The organism is Paraburkholderia sp. EG286A, from assembly GCF_040965375.1.
GTDB lineage: Bacteria > Pseudomonadota > Gammaproteobacteria > Burkholderiales > Burkholderiaceae > Paraburkholderia.
Window position 1 is genome coordinate 1,111,491 of sequence record NZ_JBFRCB010000001.1, and the last position, 20,857, is coordinate 1,132,347.

Annotated in this window: 16 protein-coding genes; 11 read left to right on the plus strand and 5 right to left on the minus strand. The window is 67.7% G+C overall.

The features are described 5' to 3' along the window. Window positions 1-2 precede the first annotated feature (2 nt). The 6 genes from AB4Y35_RS05000 (at window position 3) to AB4Y35_RS05025 (ending at window position 5,696) form a co-directional block, all read left to right on the plus strand. Window positions 3-449 carry a type II 3-dehydroquinate dehydratase gene (locus AB4Y35_RS05000; protein ID WP_368703555.1) on the plus strand — a complete coding sequence of 149 codons (447 nt, stop codon included), beginning with the start codon at window positions 3-5 and terminating at the stop codon, window positions 447-449. A gap of 141 nt (window positions 450-590) precedes the next feature. Beyond that, the gene (locus AB4Y35_RS05005; protein WP_368693060.1) at window positions 591-1,451 is read left to right on the plus strand and encodes a MurR/RpiR family transcriptional regulator; all 861 of its coding nucleotides are present in this window, start codon (window positions 591-593) and stop codon (window positions 1,449-1,451) included. Window positions 1,452-1,652: 201 nt separating this feature from the next. Further along, window positions 1,653-2,732, plus strand: coding sequence for a C45 family autoproteolytic acyltransferase/hydolase (locus AB4Y35_RS05010; protein ID WP_368703556.1), 1,080 nt, complete (start codon window positions 1,653-1,655; stop codon window positions 2,730-2,732). Window positions 2,733-2,760: 28 nt separating this feature from the next. Beyond that, entirely contained in the window at window positions 2,761-4,107 is a 1,347-nt protein-coding gene (locus tag AB4Y35_RS05015) for an aspartate aminotransferase family protein (RefSeq protein WP_368703557.1), read from the plus strand. Window positions 4,108-4,222: 115 nt separating this feature from the next. Beyond that, window positions 4,223-4,789 (plus strand): carboxymuconolactone decarboxylase family protein, encoded by a 567-nt coding sequence (locus AB4Y35_RS05020; RefSeq protein WP_368703558.1) that lies wholly within the window; start codon window positions 4,223-4,225, stop codon window positions 4,787-4,789. Window positions 4,790-5,408: 619 nt separating this feature from the next. Beyond that, window positions 5,409-5,696 carry a YodC family protein gene (locus AB4Y35_RS05025; RefSeq protein ID WP_368703559.1) on the plus strand — a complete coding sequence of 96 codons (288 nt, stop codon included), beginning with the start codon at window positions 5,409-5,411 and terminating at the stop codon, window positions 5,694-5,696. Window positions 5,697-5,806: 110 nt separating this feature from the next. On the opposite strand, the gene AB4Y35_RS05030 is transcribed toward AB4Y35_RS05025, so the two are convergent. Both AB4Y35_RS05030 and AB4Y35_RS05035 read right to left on the minus strand, forming a co-directional pair. Continuing rightward, window positions 5,807-6,439 (minus strand): LysE family translocator, encoded by a 633-nt coding sequence (locus AB4Y35_RS05030; RefSeq protein WP_321928986.1) that lies wholly within the window; start codon window positions 6,437-6,439, stop codon window positions 5,807-5,809. A gap of 201 nt (window positions 6,440-6,640) precedes the next feature. Next, window positions 6,641-6,961, minus strand: a complete 321-nt coding sequence (locus tag AB4Y35_RS05035; protein WP_342920880.1) for a superinfection immunity protein — start codon at window positions 6,959-6,961, stop codon at window positions 6,641-6,643. A 172-nt stretch (window positions 6,962-7,133) separates the two neighbouring features. Between AB4Y35_RS05035 and AB4Y35_RS05040 the strand changes: the two genes are divergently transcribed. Next, window positions 7,134-8,594 carry a M20 family metallopeptidase gene (locus AB4Y35_RS05040; protein WP_368686999.1) on the plus strand — a complete coding sequence of 487 codons (1,461 nt, stop codon included), beginning with the start codon at window positions 7,134-7,136 and terminating at the stop codon, window positions 8,592-8,594. 15 nt (window positions 8,595-8,609) lie between these two features. Here AB4Y35_RS05040 and AB4Y35_RS05045 read toward each other — a convergent pair whose 3' ends face one another. After that, window positions 8,610-9,095 carry a Cd(II)/Pb(II)-responsive transcriptional regulator gene (locus AB4Y35_RS05045; RefSeq protein WP_342920878.1) on the minus strand — a complete coding sequence of 162 codons (486 nt, stop codon included), beginning with the start codon at window positions 9,093-9,095 and terminating at the stop codon, window positions 8,610-8,612. Between the two features lie 82 nt (window positions 9,096-9,177). Between AB4Y35_RS05045 and AB4Y35_RS05050 the strand changes: the two genes are divergently transcribed. Beyond that, the gene (locus AB4Y35_RS05050) at window positions 9,178-11,742 is read left to right on the plus strand and encodes a heavy metal translocating P-type ATPase (RefSeq protein ID WP_368703560.1); all 2,565 of its coding nucleotides are present in this window, start codon (window positions 9,178-9,180) and stop codon (window positions 11,740-11,742) included. A gap of 33 nt (window positions 11,743-11,775) precedes the next feature. On the opposite strand, the gene AB4Y35_RS05055 is transcribed toward AB4Y35_RS05050, so the two are convergent. Then, complete coding sequence (locus tag AB4Y35_RS05055) at window positions 11,776-16,380, minus strand: DEAD/DEAH box helicase (protein WP_368703561.1); 4,605 nt, start codon at window positions 16,378-16,380, stop codon at window positions 11,776-11,778. 242 nt (window positions 16,381-16,622) lie between these two features. On the opposite strand from AB4Y35_RS05055, the gene AB4Y35_RS05060 reads away from it, so the two are divergent. Continuing rightward, on the plus strand, window positions 16,623-17,675 hold the full coding sequence (locus tag AB4Y35_RS05060) for an aldo/keto reductase (RefSeq protein ID WP_368703562.1): 1,053 nt from the start codon (window positions 16,623-16,625) through the stop codon (window positions 17,673-17,675). Between the two features lie 95 nt (window positions 17,676-17,770). On the opposite strand, the gene AB4Y35_RS05065 is transcribed toward AB4Y35_RS05060, so the two are convergent. Next, on the minus strand, window positions 17,771-18,118 hold the full coding sequence (locus tag AB4Y35_RS05065) for a BON domain-containing protein (protein WP_368703563.1): 348 nt from the start codon (window positions 18,116-18,118) through the stop codon (window positions 17,771-17,773). Window positions 18,119-18,456: 338 nt separating this feature from the next. Here AB4Y35_RS05065 and AB4Y35_RS05070 point away from each other — a divergent pair, with 338 nt between their 5' ends. Both AB4Y35_RS05070 and AB4Y35_RS05075 read left to right on the plus strand, forming a co-directional pair. Beyond that, window positions 18,457-19,989: an RNA polymerase factor sigma-54 gene (locus AB4Y35_RS05070; RefSeq protein ID WP_368686994.1), complete on the plus strand. Its 1,533-nt coding sequence runs from the start codon at window positions 18,457-18,459 to the stop codon at window positions 19,987-19,989. 210 nt (window positions 19,990-20,199) lie between these two features. Beyond that, window positions 20,200-20,835 (plus strand): TetR/AcrR family transcriptional regulator, encoded by a 636-nt coding sequence (locus AB4Y35_RS05075; protein ID WP_368703564.1) that lies wholly within the window; start codon window positions 20,200-20,202, stop codon window positions 20,833-20,835. Window positions 20,836-20,857: the final 22 nt, after the last annotated feature.

The following is a 20,857-nucleotide window of genomic DNA, read 5'->3' on the forward strand; positions in this document are numbered from 1 at the left end:
CCATGACGCGCAAACTCTACATCCTCAACGGCTCCAACCTGAACATGCTGGGCGCGAGGGAGCCCCATCTTTATGGCAGCACTACGCTGAAGGACATCGAACAGAATTGCCTCACGCTCGCCGACGCTCTCAAGTTCGACTGCGTATTTCGTCAAACGAACAGCGAAAGCGAGTTGATCGACTGGATTCAGGAAGCGTTCCTGCAGGACGCCGCGCTGATTATCAATCCGGCCGGCTTTTCATTCGGTCGCATTCCGGTGCTCGACGCAGTCAAGCTCATCCGCCGGCCAGTCGTGGAATTGCATATCACCAATATTCATCAACGCTCGGAGGAATATCGTCACTCGACGATTTCGGTGGCGGTCACAGCGGTAATTTGCGGGGCGGGAGCGAACGGATACTTGCTGGCGATCCGCGCGATCGACGATCTGTGGGGTAAGCAGACTTGAGCCGGCTCCTCCATTTATGAAGTACGCGGGCTCCTCGATGGAGCCCGCTTCGGTCGGCATGCGCCACATCATCTGTCCCGACTTGCAACATCCGGCAACACCGGTGGTAACATTTGTTGTCACCCACTGCCCGAGCGACGCATGCCAGACAGTTTCGACCAGCTCGCCGCGCTGATCCGCGCGCGTTTCTCCGACTTGAGCCCGCAGTTCCAGACCGGCGCTGCCTTCCTGCTCGACCATCCCGACGAAGTGGCCGTCTCGTCCATGCGCAAAGTGGCCGAGCGCGCCCGGGTGCAGCCCGCTTCGCTCGTGCGGCTTTCCCAGCAACTGGGCTTTCCGGGCTGGAACGAGCTGCGGGACCTGTTCGTCGCGCGCGTGCGCACGCGGCCGGAGCCGCTTTCCTCGCGGGCCCGCTCGCTCGTGGCGGGCCATGCGAAGGACGGCCTGGCGCGCGACCTGCTCGTGGCGCAACAGCACAATCTGGAGGCGAGCGCCGCGCACAACACCCGCTCGATGGTCGAGGCGGCGCGCGTGTTGCGCCGCGCGAAGCACGTGCACGTGGCGGGCTTTCGCTCGTGCTATGCGGTGGCGTTCGGGCTCGTCTACGGTTACCGGCTGTTCCGGCCTTCGGTTTCCTTGCTGGGCGGCGAGGCGGGCACGCTGGAGATGCAGTTGCTCGGCATCGAGCGCGACAGCGCAACGATTGTTGTCAGCTTCGCACCATATTCGGTCGAGGCGGTGCGCGTGGCCGAGGCCGCGCTCGCCAAAGGCAGCCGCCTGATCGCGATTACCGACAGCGCCGTCTCGCCCATTGCGCTGAACGCCGACAAGGCGCTGATCTTCACGCACGAAAGCCCGTCGTTTTTCCCTTCGCTCGTCGCTGCGACGGCCCTAGCCGAGTCGCTCGTCGCCCATCTGCTGGCGCTCGAAGGCTCGGGCGCGATCGCGCAACTCGAACAGGCCGAGCGTTCCCTGAATGCACGCGGCGCTTACGTGCCCTGAGCGCCGCCCCGGCATTTCCGCGCCATTTCACGCCTGTTTTCCCGCAGCTGGATGCCGTTGTGAGACGGCATCCGGTTTTGTCTCGTCCGTATCTATCGCATTTGTTGTAACCGATATTTAAATTGACAACATATGTTGTTGAGGCGTATAAAGCGCACTATAGGAAGAGGTAGGCCCATCGGTAGCAAAAGCGAGAAACAGATGCAGGAACTCAAGACATTCCGGGGCGCGGCCCTCGGCGCGGCCGGCTCGCCGGAGGCGATCGGCCGGCAGCTAGGCGCACACGTGAAGCCGATGTTTGCGGGCTACATGGCGCAAAGCAGCGCCTGGCAGGCGGTGAGCCGCTGGCGCGGCAGTCCATTCGCGCAGCAGTTGCGCGCCGCAGCCGTGCGGCATTTCCCGGCCTACGTCGCGGAAATCGACGCAATGGCCCAGGCGCTCGACTGGTCCGCGGACGACCTGTTTCTCTGGAATTGCCGCGGCGAGCTGATCCATAACGCGCCGGACGGCTGCACGACGCTTGCATCGTGCACCCCGGGCGCGGGCCTCATTGCGCACAACGAAGACGGCGACCCCTGGCTGCATGGCCGCTGCAGCGTGGTCGAGGTCGAACCTGAAGGAAAGCCCGGTTTCGTGAGCTTCTACTACCCAGGTTCGCTGCCGGGGCATACCTTCGCAGCCACACGCGCGGGACTTGCGCAAGCGATCAACAACGTGCGCATCCGCGAGCCGCGCGTAGGCGTGCCGCGCATGATTCTGGCGCGTGCCGTGCTCGATTGCGCCACGCTGGAAGATGCGCTCGCGCTGCTGCGCGACACGCCGCGCGCGAGCGGCTTCCACCACACGATCGGCGGGACCGACGAGGCGGGCGAGGTGCGTGTGGTTAGCGTCGAAGCGACGGCGCAGCGCGCTTCGGCACAAGAGGTGAGCACGCCTTCGGGCCACGCGAATCATCTCATCCACGAAGGCTGCGAGCACGAGGCGCAGATCGTCACCGACTCGTCGCGCGATCGCCAGATCCGTCTCGCCGAACTGTTGCCCGCGCTTGGCGCGCAGCCCGACGGCGCAGCTTTCGTGCAGGTGCTGCAGGATCGGGCGGGCGCCGGCCTGCCGATCTTCCGCGACGACCCGCACGACCCCGACGACGAGAACACGCTCGCGACCGCCTGCATGCGCATCGAGCCGCGCGGCGTGGCGTTCGACGTCTGGCAGGGCGGCGAGCGCGTGCTCGGCCGTTTTATCGATTCGAACGCGCGCAATGTGGACGGCGCAACCCGCTAATCATTCACGGACTTCATCGAGGACCCATATGACCAAGGTGTTTCACAGGATGCCAAAGCAAACCTTGCCCGTCGCGGTGGCGGGCGAAGGCATCGAAATCATCGACTCCACCGGCAAGCGCTACATCGACGCAAGCGGCGGCGCCGCGGTTTCATGCCTCGGCCACAGCAACCAGCGCGTGATCGACGCGATCAAGCGTCAGGCGCAGCAACTGCCGTACGCGCACACCTCGTTCTTCACGACAGAGGCCTCGGAGCAACTCGCCGATTACCTCATCGCCGCCGCGCCCAAGGGGCTCGACCATGTGTACTTCGTGTCGGGCGGTTCGGAGGCGATCGAGGCCGCGCTCAAGCTCGCGCGCCAGTACTTCGTGGAGCAGGGGGAGCTTGCGCGCCGGCACTTCATCGCGCGCCGCCAGAGCTATCACGGCAACACACTCGGCGCGCTCGCGATTGGCGGCAATGCGTGGCGCCGTGAGCCGTTTCTGCCGATCCTGATCGAATCGCATCACGTGAGCCCGTGCTTTGCGTACCGCGAGCGCCACGCAGGCGAAACCGACGAGGCCTACGCGCAGCGTCTTGCCGACGAACTCGAGCAGAAGATTCTCGAACTCGGTCCCGAAACGGTTGCGGCCTTCGTCGCGGAAACCGTGGTGGGCGCAACGGCCGGCGCGGTGCCGCCCGTGCGCGACTACTTCCGCAAGATCCGCGCGGTGTGCGACCGCTACGGCGTGCTGCTGATCCTCGACGAGATCATGTCGGGCATGGGCCGCACCGGCTATCTGTTCGCCTGCGAGGAGGACGGCGTTGCGCCGGATCTGCTGACGATCGCGAAGGGCCTGGGCGCAGGCTACCAGCCGATCGGCGCGACGCTCGTGAGCCAGCGCATCTACGAGACGATCGTGGGCGGCAGCGGCTACTTCCAGCACGGCCACACCTATATCGGCCACGCCACGGCCTGCGCGGCGGCGCTCGAAGTGCAGCGCGTGATCGCCGAAGAGAAGCTGCTCGACAACGTGCTCGCCCGTGGCGAACAACTGCGCGCGCGTCTGCGCGAGCGTTATGCGGACCATCCGTACGTCGGCGACGTGCGCGGCCGCGGCCTGTTCGTGGGCGTCGAGCTGGTGAAGGACCGCGCCACGAAGGCGACCTTCGACCCGGCGCTGAAGCTGCACGCGGCGATCAAGCGCGAGGCGTTCGCGCGCGGCCTGATGGTCTATCCGATGGGCGGCACCGTGGACGGGCGCAACGGCGATCACGTGCTGCTCGCGCCGCCTTTCATCTGCACGGAGCAGAACATCGACACGCTCGTCGAGCGGCTCGCCGCCGCGGTCGACGGTGCGCTCGACGCAGCGGGCGTGGCGCGCCCGGCGTAAGCTTCGTGCTGTGAGATTGAAGTGCAACTAACTGTCTGCCGCTAGCGGCGGCCGAAAACGCGGCGACCGCAAACGGTCGCGCGCGACCGGCCATGACCTCCAACGGAGTCCACCCATGACGCAAAACCCGACCTCGCGGCTTCCCGCATTCGACGCTGCCCAGGCTTCGCCGGAACAGAAGGCGGTGCTGGACGAGATTCTTTCCGGTCCGCGCGGCAACCTCAACGGCCCGTTCCTCGGCTGGATCCACAGCCCGGAACTGGCGCAGCATGCGCAGCGCCTTGGGGCGTTCTGCCGCTACCAGACGGGCCTGTCGCTGCGCCTCTCAGAACTGGCGATTCTCGTCACGGCCGCACGCTGGCAGGCGCAGGCCGAGTGGTACATCCACTATCCCATCGCGCTGAAGGCGGGCGTGCCCGAGGCGCTGGCCGAGCAGATCCGCACGGGCGCCACGCCCCGGTTCGACGAGCCCGACGACGCGCTGATCTACGCGTTCACGACCGAGCTGTACGACACGAAGCGTGTGTCCGACGCGACCTACGCCCGCGCCGTCGAGCGCTTTGGCCACGAGACCACGATCAACCTGGTCGGGCTGCTTGGCTACTACGCGCTCGTCGCGATGACGCTCAACGTCTTCGGCATGCGCGCGGAAGGCCAGACGACCTTGCCGTTTGCCGAATGAGCGCGTCCTGACCGCGTCCTGCTCACGCGCTGCCCCATCCGGTTTTGCCGGATGGGGCTTTTTTTGCACCGCACTGCAATTCCATTTAAGTGACAACCGTATTTCAAGTGCATAAATTTTGAGGTCATCCGGTAAAACATGAGGATTTGCCCGCAGAGGAACAGTTCGAGTTCGGCGCGAGCGGATTAATCGAACGGACGGTTTATTGGTGCAGAAAACGTTTCCACTCGCTCTGGCCGGGCTTACGGTTTCTGGACGAAATCGTTAATGCAGTCGCCGCGTGCCATGTTTATTGCCGCTGCATTGCGGTATTTTGTAGCTGTGGATTCGAAATAATATGACTGTTTCGTGGAGAAACCTTGCCCGGTAGCTTTTGCCAGCCGTGTACGGCTTTCCGCGTAAATTGTGCGGGACGGGATTAAACGGGGTTTCGCCGTACGTCGAATAACAGGGTTTTCAGCAGGTTTAATGAAAACCACTTGCACGCATTAATTCGAGTTGTTAGTCTTGCCAAACTTATTAATGACCGCCCCATTCTCATTATCGAAAGGGCGGGAGGGAGCCGGGGGCTAGCCCGCCCGGTTTTTTTCTCTGTGCGACTTTTTTAACGGGGAACATCATGCTTGATACGACCATCGACGTAGCCGAAAAGCCGCTCGCTGCCATGGCCGGAATTGGCGACGTTGTCACCCTGAAATCGGGCGGTCCGCGTATGACCGTCATGTATGCCGGCCCGGTTGGCTTTGCCAGCGGTCACTGGCTGATCTGCCAGTGGTTCGACGAGCAAGGCGAACTGCGCCAGGACATGTTCGCTCAGGACATGGTGCAGCTCGAACCGCGCTCGATTCCCGCGGCATTCGTCAAGATGCGCAGCCCGGCTGGCGGAAGGGCCCTCGGCGGGTTCTGAAGCGTAGGCCAGACTGCCCTGCGCACACGCACACGCGTCGCGGGCGTGCCAGCCAGGGACGAAGACGGACGAAGAATAGCGGCCGGGCCAGATGCGCCCGGCCGTTTGCTTTAGCGCTGGCCTTCGGCGGCGATACGCACGGCGAGTCCGGCCAGCACCGTACCCATGAGCCAGCGCTGAAGCTTGAGCCAGCCCGGCCGGTCGCCGAGAAACGTTGCAATCGTACCCGCCGTCATCGCCACGGCGGCATTCACGCTGATCGAAAGCGCGATCTGCACGCTGCCGAGCACGATGGACTGCGCGAGCACGCTGCCGTGATGCGGGTCGATGAACTGCGGCAGCAGCGACAAATACAGAATGGCGATTTTCGGATTCAGCAGGTTCGTGACGAAGCCCATCAGAAAGAGCTTGCGCGGGCGGTCGGCGGGCAGCTCGCGCACCTGGAACGGCGAGCGGCCGCCGGGCTTGAGCGCCTGCCATGCGAGCCAGAACAGGTAGAGCGCACCGCCCAGGCGCAGCGCGTCGTAGGCGAACGGCACGGCCATGAGCAGCGCGGTAATGCCGAAGGCGGCGCACAGCATGTAGAACACGAAGCCGAGCGCGACTCCGCCCAGGGAGATCAGACCCGCCTTGCGGCCCTGGCAGATCGAGCGCGAGATCAGGTAGATCATGTTCGGTCCGGGCGTGAGCGCCATGCCGAGTGCGACGGCGGCAAAGGCGAGCAGCGGGGCGGCGTGTGGCATGACGGGGCTCCGTGTTGAGGGTTGCTGTGTGGTGTGAGGGTGACTCGAGCGACAGGCACAGGCCGGTGCGCTTCAGCGTCATCTAGCGCGATCAAAACGGCCTGGCCAACGCAGCTAGATTCCCGGTGATTATTTCATGCGACGGCGGCGCTTGCGCGCCATCGCCTGCAGCGTTGGCCAAACGGACAAGCGGGAACGGCCTCAATGCGAGGAGCGTTTGCTCTCGGCGGCGCGGGTTTCGCGCGCCTGGACCCGATCGTCGAGCCGGCGCGAGAAGAGCAGCATGCCCAGCCGGCGGTTGCGGACCCGCGTCTGGCCGCCGAGATCCTTCGGCGGATTCGGTTGCAGCGCCCAGAAGAACGCCAGCAGCCAGCCGAGCAGCGTCCAGCCGAGCACGGCATTGAAGACTGCGATGACCAGCAGGTCGTGACGCTGGCGCCTGTCGGCGATCAGCGCTGGGAGAAAGTAGAGCGCGACCACCGCTGCGAGAACGACGATCTCGAAGAGGGAACGGCTCACCATAATTCCAATCTCCAGAAAAAAGGGCGGAATATGCCCGATTCATCATTGTCGCGCGGATTGGCCCTGAGCGCACGCCATGCCCTGGCCGGACGGCCGACACCGGGCGCGAGGGGTGTCGGCGAGCGGGGGTTCGGGTCTATCATCGGGTTTTTCATCGCTGGGAACCCACACCATGATCTCCGACCCCTCCGAGGCCACCCGCCAACTCGACCACGACGAACTGCGCGCCTTCGTCGAACGTAAATGGCATGACGAGATCGTGCCCGCGTTGACCGACTACATCGCGGTGCCCGCCAAGAGTCCGGCATTCGACCCGCAGTGGGCCCAGCACGGCTACCTCGAGCGCGTCGTGCAGGATGCCGCGAAGTGGGCGGAACAGCAGCCGGTGCGCGGCCTGAAGCTGGAGATCGTGCGCCTGCCCAATCGCACGCCGGTGATTTTCTTCGAGGCGCCCGCCACGCGCTCGGGTAGCAGTGAGACGGTCGTGCTCTACGGCCACCTCGACAAGCAGCCGGAATTCGCGGGCTGGCGCAACGACCTCGGCCCCTGGACGCCGAAGCTCGAAGACGGCCGCCTCTACGGTCGCGGCGGGGCTGACGACGGCTATGCGATCTACGCGAGCGTCACGGCGCTCGCCGCGCTCGACGCGCAAGGCATCGAGCGTCCGCGCTGCGTGGGTCTCATCGAAACCTGCGAGGAGTCGGGCAGCTATGACCTGCTGCCTTATGTCGATGCGCTGCGCGAGCGGCTCGGCAACGTCGGTCTCGTCGTGTGTCTCGATTCAGGCGCGGGCAACTACGACCAGCTCTGGCTGACCACGTCGCTGCGCGGGCTCGTGGCGGGCGACCTCGAAGTCGAAGTGCTCGAGGAGGGCATTCACTCGGGCTCCTACGGCGGCATTGCGCCGTCCAGTTTCCGCGTGATGCGGCAGCTCTTCGAGCGTCTCGAAGACGCCGCGAGCGGCACGCTGCTGCCCAAGGGTTTCCATTGCGCGATTCCCTCGCAGCGCCTGAGCGAAGCCGAGGCCACGGCGAAGATCCTTGGCGAAAGCGTCTGGAAGACCATGCCTTGGGCGTGCGGCCAGGACGGCCGGCGCGTGCTGCCCACCACCACGGACCCGCAGCAGGCGCTGCTCGATTCCACATGGCGGCCCTCGCTTTCGGTCACGGGCGCCGCGGGCCTGCCGGCACTGGCCGACGCCGGCAACGTGCTGCGGCCGCGCACGGCATTCAAGCTCTCGCTGCGCCTGCCGCCGCTAGTCGAGGCTTCGAAGGCCGTCGCCGAACTGAAGGCGCTGCTCGAACTCGATCCGCCGTATAACGCCAAGGTCACCTTCAAGCCTGACGCGGGCGCAGCCAACGGCTGGAGCGCACCGGAACTCGCCCCGTGGCTCACCGAGGCACTCAACGCCGCCTCGCGCACGCATTTCGGCGCGGACTGCGCTTATCTCGGCCAGGGCGGCACGATCCCGCTCATGAACGTGCTGCAGGCAGGGTTTCCCAAGTCGCAGTTCATGGTGTGCGGCGTGCTCGGCCCGAAGTCCAACGCGCACGGGCCGAACGAGTTCCTGCATGTGCCCTACGCGAAGAAGCTCACGGCCACGGTGGCCGAAGTGATCGCCGCCGCGCCGTGAGTCGCCCTTGAGCGGCTAGTGGCGGTGAGGGGCGGGCGCGCCGTCTGCGGGCGGCGCGTCCTGTGCGGCGTGCCCGTCGCCATGGCATGAGCAGCTTTCATCGTCGATGGGCTGTTCGAGGCTCTTCATGATTCCGCACTCCGCGCTGCTGCTCTGATGGGCATGGCAACTCTCGCGCAGCGTGCGTAACTGCTGCTCGAGTACGCGCATCGCTTCGATCTGCTGATGAATGCGCTCGATCTGGCTGTCGATCAATTCGTTGACCTCGTCGCAGGGCTGGCTCGGGTCGGCCTGGAAGCGGCGCAGCATGCGGATGTCCGCGAGCCCGATGCCCAGCGACCGGCAATGGCGGATGAAGTTGAGCTGCGCGGCGTGCACGGCCGTGTAGCTGCGGTAACCGTTGGTTTCGCGCGCGGGCTCGTCCAGCAGGCCTTCGCGCTCGTAAAAGCGCACCGTTTCGACATCGCAGTGCGCGCAGCGCGCCAGTTCACCAATTCGCATGGTCGCGGCTCTCCCAAATGACTTGACCCTGTAGTGGCTACAGGCTGTTCAATGATTGTGTCACTTTTGGGAGAAACCGGCTATGAACCAGAGCTACGTGTCGCGGCTCGGCATTGCGCAGCGCCTGCGCGCGCGTGATGAGGAACGGACGGCGGGCGGTGCGCACGGGGCTGGCGGCGTGGGCGGCGTGGGCGGCGGTCACGGGCATGACCATGGCCCGGATCAAGGGCACGCCCATGATCATGCCCACGGCCACGAGCATGCCCATAGCCACGGCCATGACCACGCCCACGAGCATGACCACGACCATGCGCATGCCGGGTCGAAAGACCACGCTCACAACTGCTGTCACGGCGGCGCGGCACACAGCACGCCACCGCAAAACCGGCGCGACACGGCTCCGGCGCCCGAAGGCACGCGCCGCGCACGCTGGCGCATCGAAAACATGGATTGCCCGACCGAAGAGCGTCTGATCCGCAACCGGCTCGAACCCATGCCGGGCGTCGTGCGCCTCGACTTCGACCTGCTCGCGCGCGAACTGACCGTGCATCATCGGCTCGACGACACTCAGCCTGTCGTCGCCGCGCTGCGCGCGCTCGACATGGCGCCGCGTGCGCTGGACGATAGCGCGGCCGCGCAAGCCGCCCCGCCTGGGTCTGTCGGTCTCGCGCTGCGCCAGAAGCTGCTGCTGGCGGCGAGCGGCGTGGCAGCCGCAGGCGCCGAGGTGCTCGCCTGGAGCACCGGCCGGGAAACCAGTCCGTTTGCACTCGCCTGCGCAGTCATCTCGATCGTGTGCGCGGGTCTGCCCACGCTGCGCAAGGGCTGGATCGCATTGCGCAATTTCACGATCAACATCTATTTCCTGATGTCGCTTGCGTTGATCGGCGCCGTTGCGATCGGCAAGTGGCCCGAAGCGGCAATGGTGGTCTTCCTGTTCGCCCTCGCGGAGGAAATCGAGGCGCTTTCGCTCGAGCGCGCCCGTCAGGCGATCCGCGCGCTCACCGCACTCGCGCCTGAAACCGCCGAAGTCTGGCAAGCCGGCGATGTCGCACCCGGACAAGGCGAATGGCGCGAGTCCGCGGTGGGCGATGTGGCGGTCGGCAGCCGGATTCGCGTGCGCACCGGCCAGCGCGTGCCGCTCGACGCGCGCGTGATCGCCGGCCGGGCCGCGCTCGATCAGGCGCCGATCACGGGCGAAAGCCTGCCTGTCGACAAGGAGACCGGCGCGGCGCTTTACGCGGGCAGCATCGTCGTCGACGGCGTGGTCGAGGCGCTCGTCACCGCGGCCGCAAAGGACAGCACGCTCGCGCACATCGCCGCGGCGGTGCAGGAGGCGCAGGCGCAGCGCGCGCCCACGCAGCGCTTCGTCGACCAGTTCGCGCGCTACTACACGCCGGCCGTGGTCGGGCTCGCCGTGGTGCTGGCGCTGGCCGGGCCGCTCGTGTTCGGCGGCGCGTGGAGTGCGTGGCTCTACAAGGCGCTCGTGCTGCTCGTGATCGCCTGCCCGTGCGCGCTCGTCGTCTCGACGCCGGTGACGGTCGTGAGCGGCCTCGCCGCCGCCGCGCGCCACGGCATGCTCGTGAAGGGCGGCGTGTGGCTCGAGCGCGGTCGGCTGCTCAAGGCCGTCGCGCTCGACAAGACCGGCACGCTCACGCGCGGCGAGCCTGTCCTGACCGATGCGCTCGCGGCGCCGGTTCGAGCGCTGGTCAGTGCCGGGGAGTCCAGCGAAGCGCCGCTGTCGGCGCAAGCAGCACTGCGCATCGCCGCGAGCCTGGACGAGGCCAGCACGCACCCCGTCGCTCGCGCGGTGGTCGAGGGCTGGCGGGCGCGTGAGCCGGATGCGCGCCTGCTCGCGGTCGATCAGTTCGCGGTGCTGAACGGTCGCGGCGTGCAAGGCCGCATCGACGGCACGCTCTGGCGCCTCGGCAATCACCGGCTGGTGGAGGAGCTGGGTTTGTGCTCGCCCGAACTCGAAGCGCAGTTGGCAGCGCTGGAACTGGCGGGCAAGACGGCGATCGTGCTGTGCGCGCCGCACGAGGCCGTCGCCGTGTTCGCCGTGGCTGACGCGCTGCGTACCGAAAGCGCACCGGCCGTGCGCGCGTTGCGCGCGCTCGGCGTGACGCCCGTCATGCTGACCGGCGACAACGCGTCGACCGCGCGGGCGATCGCCGATCAACTCGGCATCGACGACGCGCGCGGCAATCTGCTGCCGCAGGACAAGCAGGACGCGATCGCCGCGCTCTCGAAGCAGTACGGCATGGCGGCAATGGTCGGCGACGGCGTGAACGACGCGCCCGCGCTCGCGCGCGCCGACATCGGCTTCGCGATGGGCGCGGCGGGCACCGCGACCGCGCTCGAAACCGCCGACGTCGCGATCATGGATGACGATCCGCGCAAGATCGCCGCGTTCATCGGCCTCTCGCGCAAGACCGCGGGCGTGCTCAAGCAGAACATCGCGCTTGCGCTCGGCATCAAGGCCGTGTTTCTCGTGCTCGCGATGGCGGGCGAGGCCACGCTCTGGATGGCCGTGTTCGCCGACGTGGGTGCGAGCCTGCTCGTCGTGGCGAACGGTCTGCGCGTGCGCCGGCATTTCGACGGCACGCGCAACGTCACGAAGCCTTCCGTGCACGCAGCACAACGCAACTAACAGCCAGTCCAGCCCGCACCCGCCCAGCGCGCCTCACCAGGGCTTGGCGAGTCGCGCGCGGAGTTCGGCGCGCGTGCTCTCGTCGAATTCGCCGAGAAAGCCAAAGCGGCCGGCAACGAGGGTGGCGGCCGGCACGCCGTCGCGGAACACGATGCGGTTGCCGGCGAGCGCGGGCACTTTCTCGCCGGGCAGCAGAGTGCCGAGGAGATTGAGCGGATCGGCGGCACTCACGCAAACGAGCGCGCCGCTTTCGCCTTGGGCTGCTGCGCGCCGCCGCACCTCGCGCAGCAGCGCCACGGCTTCGGGCAGCGCGAACTGTTCGCCCGAAATCCCGGTGACGAAGCGTCCGCCGCGCACCTCGCCGCGCGCCTCCATGCGATGCAGCACGCGCAGCAGATCGCGCCACGGCGGCAGCCACGCCGCCTCGCGTCCGAGCAGATGCCAGCTGATCACGCCGTAACGGCGCAGCAGCACATTGGCGACGTGCTCCAGCAATTCCGGGTCGGCGGGCTGCCGGCGCGCGGCGCTGGCGGTCGTTTGCCTTGCACGCGCAAGCGCCGGCGAGCGCAGGCCCGCTGCTGCGTGCGAAGTCGATTCAGCCAGTGCCGTCGCGACGAGCGCTGCTTCATCGTCCAGATCCGGAAGCGGAGCGACCGACGCATCGGCCGATGCATTGGCCAGCGCAACTCGCCGCAGCGTCGCCCAGCGCCCCGCGTCGGCCATGCCGCCCGCGAGTGGCCCGAAGCCGCGCGGCCGGCGTCGGCCGTGATGCGCGCTGCGCTGCGCGGCCGGTTTCACGAGCGCGCGCAGCCCGGCAAAGCTGTCCGCGTTGACGAGGCCCGCCGCCACCAGTTCGCCAAGCGCGTTCTCCAGCTCGACGCCGAGCAGGTGCGCGTCGGCGGCCAGTTCGTCGAAGAACATCGCACCGTGCCGCAGCAGCGCCTCGTAGACGCGCTGCGCGCGCGCCGACAGGCCGGCCGTGTCGGTCGTTTCGACGAGCGCCATCCAGCGCGCCAGCTCGCGCCGCGCGAGCAGCACGACCGGCGTGCTGCGCACCGTCGATGCGGCCGCCGCGCGCGCGGGCAGCCGCGCCCAGGCGAGCCGCCCCGAGCGGCACAGCTCGTCGAGCAGCATGGGCGTGTAATCGTCGATGCGTGCCGGCAGGAGTTCGTCCTCCCACGCGAGCGCCGAGGCTTCCCAGCCTTCGAGCTGGTCGAGCACGGCGGCCAGCGCGTCGCGGCCCGAGCCGCGCGTGCCGGGCGCCACGCGCTGCCATTCGAACAGGAAGCGCATGAAGTCGTGACGCTCGACCGGCTCGATTTCGCGCCGCAGCTTGCGCACCGTGTAGCGGTGGATGCGCGCGAGCAGATGGCGTTCGCACCATTCCTCCTGGCCGCCGCCCATCGCTTGCGGCGTGAAGCGTCCGCGCATCACGGTGCCTTCGGTTTCGAGGCGTGTGAGCGCGAGCGCCGCCACGCTCGCCTCCAGCGCGAGCGGCCGCGCCACCTGAGCGACGGTGAGTGGTCCGAAGCCCGACAGGCGTGCGCGCACGATCTCGACGAGCGCTGCGTCCTCCGTCCACATATCCGCATATTCAGGCGGCGGCGTGAGCGGCGGCTCGCACCGCGCCTGCGGGTAGATGGCCTGCACGCACGCTAGCCGCTCGATGCCCACCCACAACGCGTCGTGGTCCGCAACGGGCAGCCGCGTCGCGCGGCCCGCCGCCGCCAGACCGGCGAGCCATGCGAGCCACTGCGGGTCGTGCTGCGCCTCGCTTTCGGCCAGCGCGCCGAGGCTCGTGAGCGCGTCGTGCATTTCGTCGGCGTCGCGCACTTGCGGCCACGCTTCTTCGCGCACACTCGCAATCGCTTCGGGGTCCAGCGCGCCGAGATCATCGGTGGATTCGGGGTCGCTCCAGCGGCGCGACAGCACGGCCTGGGTGCGGCGTTCTTCGATCGGGGCGTCGTCGAGGAACGCATACGGGCGCGCGGTGAGGATTTCGGCCGCGAGCGGCGAGGGCGTGGGCAGTTCGCGCACTACGAGCTTCAGGTCGCCCGCCTCGATGCGCCGCAGCAGCGCGATCCATGCTTCGGTATCCATAGCATCGTGCAGGCAGTCGTCGAGCGTCTGGTCGACAAGCGGATGGCGCGGCACTTCGCGCTCGCCCGCGATGTTTTCGACGCACGCCACCTGGTCGGGAAACACGGCCGCGAGCAGGTCTTCGCTGCGCATGCGCTGGATCTGCGGCGGCGTCTTGCGCCCGCCGGTCTGACGCGGCAGCGCGAGCGACGTGGTCGCATTCCAGCGCCAGCGCACGCCGAACAGCGGCGCATCGAGCAGCGCCTGCACGAGCAGATGCTCCGCGGAATTCGAATGGAGATAGCGCCACACCTCGTCGAGCGCGAAGCTGTGCGCGCCGGTGAGCGAGAGGATGATGGCGTCCTCGGTCGCGGCGGCCTGCAGCTCGAAGTTGAACTGGCGGCAAAAGCGCTTGCGCAGCGCGAGACCCCACGCGCGATTCAGGCGGCTGCCGAACGGCGTGTGGATCACGAGCTGCGTGCCGCCGGCCTCGTCGAAGAAGCGCTCCATGACGAGGGTGTCCTGGGTGGGCAGCACCGTGAGCGCGGCGCGGGCGCGCGCGAGATATTCGACGATCTGGCGCGCGGCGGCATCGTCGATCTCGAGCGAAGCGGCGAGTGCCGTCGTGGCCCGGTCGACCACGGCGGGCGACGCGGCGTCATCCGTCGCACCAGCGTTCGCGCTCGCGCTCGCGTCGATCAGCGCGGCTTCCACCTGCTTGCGCAGCCGCGAAATCGCGAACGAAAGCTCGTCGCTGCGGCCCGGCGCCTCGCCGAGCCAGAACGGGATGTTGGGCGGCTGCCCCTGGGCGTCTTCCACGCGCACGCGGCCCGCCTCGATGCGCAGGATCCGGTACGACGCGTTGCCGAGCTGGAACACGTCGCCCGCGAGGCTTTCGACAGCGAAGTCCTCGTTGACGGTGCCGATCTGCACGCCCTGCGGTTCGAGCAGCACCGAGTAGTCGGCGTTGTCGGGAATCGTGCCGCCCGACGTAAGCGCGACGAGCCGTGCGCCGCGCCGCGCACGCAGCGTGTGGCTCACGACGTCGCGATGCAGATAGGCGGCGCGCGGCCCGTGGCGGCTCGTATAGCCCTCGGCGAGCATGCGCAGCACGGCGTCGAACTGCGCGCGCTCGAGCGCCGCCCACGGCGTGGCGCGGCGCACGAGCGCATAGAGCGCGTCTTCTTCCCAGGCTTCGCAGGCCACTTCGGCGACGATCTGCTGCGCGAGCACATCGAGCGGCGCTTGCGGCAGCGCGAGGCGGTCGAGTTCGCCGCGCCGCACGCTATCGAGCAGCGCCGCGCATTCGATCAGATCGTCGCGCGACGTGGGGAAGATCCGTCCCTTCGGCACGCCGCCGACCTGGTGGCCCGAGCGCCCGACGCGCTGCAGGAAGCCCGCGATCGAACGCGGCGAGCCGATCTGGCACACGAGATCGACGTCGCCGATATCGATGCCCAGTTCGAGCGACGCCGTCGCCACGAGCACACGCAGATCGCCGCTCTTGAGCCGCTGCTCAGCGAGAAAACGATGCTCGCGCGCGAGACTGCCGTGGTGCGCGGCCACGGCTTCGGCGCCCAGACGGTCGGTGAGATGGCGCGCCACACGCTCGGCCATGCGGCGCGTGTTGACGAACACGAGCGTCGTGCGGTGCAGGGCGACGAGTTCGGCCATGCGGTCGTACACGCGTTCCCACACGTCGTTCGCCATTACGGCTTCGAGCGGCACGGGCGGTATTTCTATCGCAAGGTCGCGCGTGCGCGTGTGGCCCACGTCGACGATCTCGCACGCGGGCGGTCTTGCGCCTGGATCCTGCGCCGCGTCGCCCATGCCCACCAGAAAGCGCGCGACGGTTTCGATCGGCTTTTGCGTAGCCGACAGCCCGATGCGCAGCAGCCGCGAGCCGCACAACGCATCGAGCCGCTCGAGGCTCAGCGCGAGGTGGGCGCCGCGTTTGTTGCCGGCGAGCGCATGAATCTCGTCGACGATCACGCTGCGCGCGCTCGCCAGCATGCGGCGGCCCGATGCGGAACCGAGCAGCACGTAGAGCGACTCGGGCGTCGTGACGAGAATGTGCGGTGCACGTTTTCTGAGCGCGGCGCGCTCGGGCTGCGGCGTGTCGCCGGTGCGCACCGCGGTACGGATTTCGACCGGCGGCAAGCCAAGCCGCACGAGTTCCTCGCCGATGCCTTCGAGTGGCCGTTCGAGATTGAGCCGGATGTCGTTGGAGAGCGCCTTGAGCGGCGAGACATAGACGACGAGCGTCGTGTCGGGCAGCGCGCCGCCGTTCGCGAGGCCTTCGCCCACCAGTTCGTCGAGCGCGGCGAGAAAGGCGGTGAGGGTCTTGCCCGAGCCGGTCGGGGCGGCCACCAGCGTCGCGCGCCGGCTCGCGATGAGCGGCCAGGCGGCGCGCTGCGCGGCAGTGGGCGCGTCGAAGCTGCGCCGGAACCAGCCGGCCACGGCCGGATGAAAGCGCGCGAGCACGTCGACTGGCTCGCCGTCGCGATTGGCGGCGGCTCGAGGGGCGTGCGGATCGGATACGGGCGAAGGCGTTGTCATGCGGGCGGTGTGCGGCAAAAAAAGCGGCAGAGGCGGCGGCATTGCACGTCTGCCAGTCTCGCAGCTTTCGTGCGCGTCTGCCTGACGCGGGGCGGTCCGGGTGCGGGCGTTGCAGGGCGTAAGCAGGCATGTACGGCCGTCTTGCGGTGTTTCAAGCCGTGGCGGCCGTCCGGCAGGCGCGTCGCGAACGCAGTATCCTCGCCGCGTTGGACTTTCCCTCGAACCCACGACGGAGTCACACCATGCGTTACAACCCACTGGGCCGCACCGGCCTGTTCGTTTCGGAACTTTGCCTCGGCACGATGACCTTCGGCGGCGGCGCCGGCATCTGGAACCAGATCGGCGATCTCCAGCAGTCCGACGCCGAACGGCTCGTTGGCCGCGCGCTGGACGCAGGCGTCAATTTCATCGATACCGCCGACGTCTACTCGCAAGGCGTTTCCGAGCAGATCACCGGCCAGGCGCTCAGGAACCTCAAGATCCCGCGCGAGCAGGTGGTGATCGCGACCAAGGTGTTCGGCGAAATGGGCTCGTCGCCGAACGAACGCGGCGCCACGCGCTATCACATCATGGACGGCGTGAAGGCGAGCCTGAAGCGCCTGCAGCTCGACCACATCGACCTCTATCAGATTCACGCCTTCGACCCCGTCACCCCGATCGAGGAAACGGTGCGCGCGCTCGATACGCTCGTGCAGCAGGGGCACGTGCGCTACGCCGGCGTTTCGAACTGGGCGGCCTGGCAGATCGTGAAGGCGCTCGGCATTGCGCAGCGCGAAGGGCTCGCGCGCTTCGAATCGCTGCAGGCCTACTACACGATCGCCGGGCGCGATCTCGAACGCGAGCTCGTGCCGATGCTGGAGAGCGAGGGGCTCGCCCTGATGGTCTGGAGTCCGCTCGCGGGCGGGCTCCTGAGCGGCAAGTATGGGCGCGACCAGCAAGGCGAGGCGGGCAGCCGCCGCACGACCTTCGATTTTCCGCCCGTGAACCGCGAGCGCGCATGGGACTGCGTGGACGCGATGCGGCCGATCGCGCAGGCCAAAGGCGTGTCGGTCGCGCAGATCGCGCTTGCGTGGCTGCTGCATCAGAAGGCGGTGACATCGGTGATCATCGGCGCGAAACGCGTGGACCAGCTCGACGACAATATCGCCGCGACGAAAGTGAGGCTCAGCGTTGAAGAGCTGGGCGTGCTGGGCGAGGCGAGCGGGTTGCCCGCGGAGTATCCGGGCTGGATGCTCGCGCGTCAGGGCGAGCAGCGGCGCGCGCAACTCCGGCAATCGCAGCAGGAAGAGGATTGACGCGGGAATGAAGCTGAAATGAAAAGCGCCGGCGGTGGAAGCCGCCGGCGCGGTCTGGCCTGAAACTGGCTCGATCCGGTTGCCCGGCAGATCGATCAGCCCGCCGCCGAGACCTTCAGATGGTTCTTCACCGAGGTCACACCCGAGACGCCTTCCACGACCTGCCTGGCGTTGTCGCGGTCCTCGGCGCTCGGCACGGTCCCGGTGAGCGAGACCACGCCCTTACGCGTCTTCACGTGGATGTGCTCGGACTTCACGTTCTTCGCGCCGAGCAGTTCGGCCTTGACCTTGGTCGTGATGGTTGCGTCGTCCACGTGCTGGCCCACGGATTCCGAACTGGCCGCGGGCGCGGCGCTGTTCGTCGTGGTCTGCGCACCGGCGAGAAGTGCGAACGTCATGCAGGCGGCGCCAGCCGCGGTCTTGAGGATCAGGATGCGCTTCATGGCTACTCCCTTTCTGGTTGTGGTCGCAGCTTCCCTCCGCAAGGTGCGTGCCTCGCCGCGTCCGTGCTCGCTGCGCGCGCTATTGAAAGCCTGCTGGAAGCCGCTTGCGCAGCCCACTATGCGGGATCGCCGCCGATTCACGCGGCCACCGTTTTCCCGACCGGCACGCGCAAAAATTTTTCCTCACCGTTGTAAAAATCTCCACGGTGGGGTCGGAAAAGAGGCTCGCGCAGTATGCGTTGCAAGTGCCGATCCCGTTTCAAAACAGTGCTTTGTAAAAACTGGCATGGCTGTTGCATGAGGGGGGTTACCACTCAATTCAACAAAACGGGATTGCCATGCCTTCCATCGCGTTACACGCGCGCCAGCATCTGGCGCTCACGCCGCGTCTTCAGCAGGCGGTAAGGCTGTTGCAACTGTCGTCGCTCGAATTCCAGCAGGAGCTGCGCGAGGCGCTCGACACCAATCCGTTCCTCGAATATGTGCCGCCCGCCTCGGAGACCGGCGAGGCCGCCGAAGCGGCCGACGGCGCGGCGGGCATCGGCTCCGCGGCGGCGCCCGCGGCCGAAGCCCCCGCCATGGCGACCGAAGGCGCGGGCGAGTCCGGCCTCGACGCCGGCATGGGGCAGGAAACGTCCCCCTACGCCGAGAATTCGTACGCCGAGGCCAGCTACAACGACGAAGGCTCGGGCTATACCGCCGAGATGCCGACGCCTGGCGCGTTGCGCACGTCGAGCTATCGCGGCGGCGAGGACGGCGATTCCGAGGCCTCCGACTGGGTGCGCGTGCCGATCACGCTGCGCGAGCAGCTGCACGAGGCGCTGCGCCTCTCGCCGCTCGACGACCTCGACCGGATCGCAACGCAGATCGTGATCGAGGCGCTCGACGACGACGGCTACCTGCGCCAGGACCTCGCCGAACTCGCCGACGTGGAGGGCGCGGGCGACACGCTCGACGAGGACCGTCTGCGTGTGGCGTTGCGCGTGGTGCAGACGCTCGATCGTCCCGGCATCGGTGCGCGTTCGCTCTCCGAATGCCTCGTGCTTCAGCTCGAAGCGATGCCGCACGACACCCCGCATCGCGAACTGGCCCTGCAGATCGTCTCGCAGCATCTCGAACGCCTCGCGCGCCGCGAGCACGGGGAGCTGCAGCGCCAGCTCGGCTGCGACGCCGCCTCGCTGCAGGCCGCGAGTGCGCTCGTGCGCCGCCTCGATCCGAAACCGGGCAACCACTATGGCCGCGCGGACGGCGGCTACGTCATTCCTGACGTGATCGTGCGCCAGGTGCGCGGCAAGTGGGTGGTCAGCGTGAACCCGGCCATCGAGCCGCGCGCGCGCATCCACAAGCTCTATGCGGAAATGTTCGCGCGCTCGGATCAGACGAGCCGCTCGCCGCTCGCCCAGCAACTGCAGGAAGCGCGCTGGCTGATCCGCAACGCGCACAAGCGCTGCGAGACGATCCTGCGCGTGGGCGAGTGCATCGTCGCGCGTCAGAAGGCGTTTTTCCAGTACGGCGAAATCGCGCTGCGGCCGATGCTGCTGCGCGACGTCGCCGACGAGCTGGGCCTGCACGAGTCGACCGTCTCGCGCGCCACGGGCAACAAGTACATGGCCACGCCGCGCGGCATCTTCGAGTTCAAGCGCTTCTTCCCGCGCGAGCTGGAAACGCGTACCGGCGGCACCTGCTCGGCGGCTGCGGTGCGCGCGCTCATCAAGGAAATGATCGACGCCGAAGATCCGCGCGACCCGCTTTCCGACGTCATCCTCACGCAGGAACTCGAAAAGCAGGGCGTGCAGGTGGCGCGCCGCACGGTCACGAAGTATCGGCAGATGATGAAGCTGCCGGCGGCGGAAATGCGCCGGCAGATTTGAGGCACGCGGTTTTATCGGCGTGCTGGAAGACGGGGGAAGGTCAGCGGCGCGTGACCGGCGTAACGGGACGTGTGGCAGCGCGTGGGCTGCACGTTGCGTTACGCGCGCCGCTTCAATGCGACACTTCAAGGCGATTTCCGGCGGGCGCGCCGAGGGCGGATAAAATACGAGCCATTGCTCACATTCGATGCCCGCTGCGCATTGCCCACCATGACCCAGACGCCCCGCGGCCGAAGCCGCCCCGCGCCGCTCGACGCGCGCAAGCGGCCCGTGCAGCGCCGTTCTGCCGCCACGGTTGACGCGATCCTCGAAGCCGCCGCCCGCATTCTCGAAAGCGCGGGCCTCGCCGGCTACACCACGAACGCCATCGCGGCGCGCGCGGGCGTGAGCGTCGGCTCGCTCTATCAATATTTCCCGAATCGCGACGCGCTGACCGCCGCCTTGATCGAGCGCGAGAGCGCGCCGCTCCTTGCCGAGGTCGAGGCCGCCGCCGCGGCGTCGAGCTGCGAGGCAGCGTTGCTCAGGCTGATTCGCGCGGCGGTCGCGCACCAGATGCGACGCCCGGAGCTGGCGCGACTGCTCGATTTCGAGGAGCGGCGCCTGCCGCTCGACGAGCGCGACGCGCGCGTGGGCGAGCGCATCCACGCAGCGCTCGTCGGCGCGTTCGGACGCCCCGACGCGCCGGCCATCGACGACTTGCAGACCGCCGCGCTCGACGTGATCGCCATCGTGCGCGGCATGGTCGACGCGGCGGGCGCGCGCGGCGAAACCGATGCCCAGGCGCTGGAGGCGCGCGTCACGCGCGCGGTGATCGGCTATTTGTGGCGCACCGAGTGCGGCGTGTAGCGTGCGCGGCCATGCCTGCCTG

Coding starts and splice junctions, on each gene's coding strand:
- AB4Y35_RS05065 (WP_368703563.1), bottom strand. CDS start 18,118: ATGAAGCGCATCCTGATCCTCAAGACCGCGGCTGGCGCCGCCTGCATG.
- AB4Y35_RS05050 (WP_368703560.1), top strand. CDS start 9,178: ATGAACCAGAGCTACGTGTCGCGGCTCGGCATTGCGCAGCGCCTGCGC.
- AB4Y35_RS05060 (WP_368703562.1), top strand. CDS start 16,623: ATGCGTTACAACCCACTGGGCCGCACCGGCCTGTTCGTTTCGGAACTT.
- AB4Y35_RS05000 (WP_368703555.1), top strand. CDS start 3: ATGACGCGCAAACTCTACATCCTCAACGGCTCCAACCTGAACATGCTG.
- AB4Y35_RS05035 (WP_342920880.1), bottom strand. CDS start 6,961: ATGGTGAGCCGTTCCCTCTTCGAGATCGTCGTTCTCGCAGCGGTGGTC.
- AB4Y35_RS05025 (WP_368703559.1), top strand. CDS start 5,409: ATGCTTGATACGACCATCGACGTAGCCGAAAAGCCGCTCGCTGCCATG.
- AB4Y35_RS05020 (WP_368703558.1), top strand. CDS start 4,223: ATGACGCAAAACCCGACCTCGCGGCTTCCCGCATTCGACGCTGCCCAG.
- AB4Y35_RS05045 (WP_342920878.1), bottom strand. CDS start 9,095: ATGCGAATTGGTGAACTGGCGCGCTGCGCGCACTGCGATGTCGAAACG.
- AB4Y35_RS05040 (WP_368686999.1), top strand. CDS start 7,134: ATGATCTCCGACCCCTCCGAGGCCACCCGCCAACTCGACCACGACGAA.
- AB4Y35_RS05010 (WP_368703556.1), top strand. CDS start 1,653: ATGCAGGAACTCAAGACATTCCGGGGCGCGGCCCTCGGCGCGGCCGGC.
- AB4Y35_RS05055 (WP_368703561.1), bottom strand. CDS start 16,380: ATGACAACGCCTTCGCCCGTATCCGATCCGCACGCCCCTCGAGCCGCC.
- AB4Y35_RS05005 (WP_368693060.1), top strand. CDS start 591: ATGCCAGACAGTTTCGACCAGCTCGCCGCGCTGATCCGCGCGCGTTTC.
- AB4Y35_RS05075 (WP_368703564.1), top strand. CDS start 20,200: ATGACCCAGACGCCCCGCGGCCGAAGCCGCCCCGCGCCGCTCGACGCG.
- AB4Y35_RS05030 (WP_321928986.1), bottom strand. CDS start 6,439: ATGCCACACGCCGCCCCGCTGCTCGCCTTTGCCGCCGTCGCACTCGGC.
- AB4Y35_RS05070 (WP_368686994.1), top strand. CDS start 18,457: ATGCCTTCCATCGCGTTACACGCGCGCCAGCATCTGGCGCTCACGCCG.
- AB4Y35_RS05015 (WP_368703557.1), top strand. CDS start 2,761: ATGACCAAGGTGTTTCACAGGATGCCAAAGCAAACCTTGCCCGTCGCG.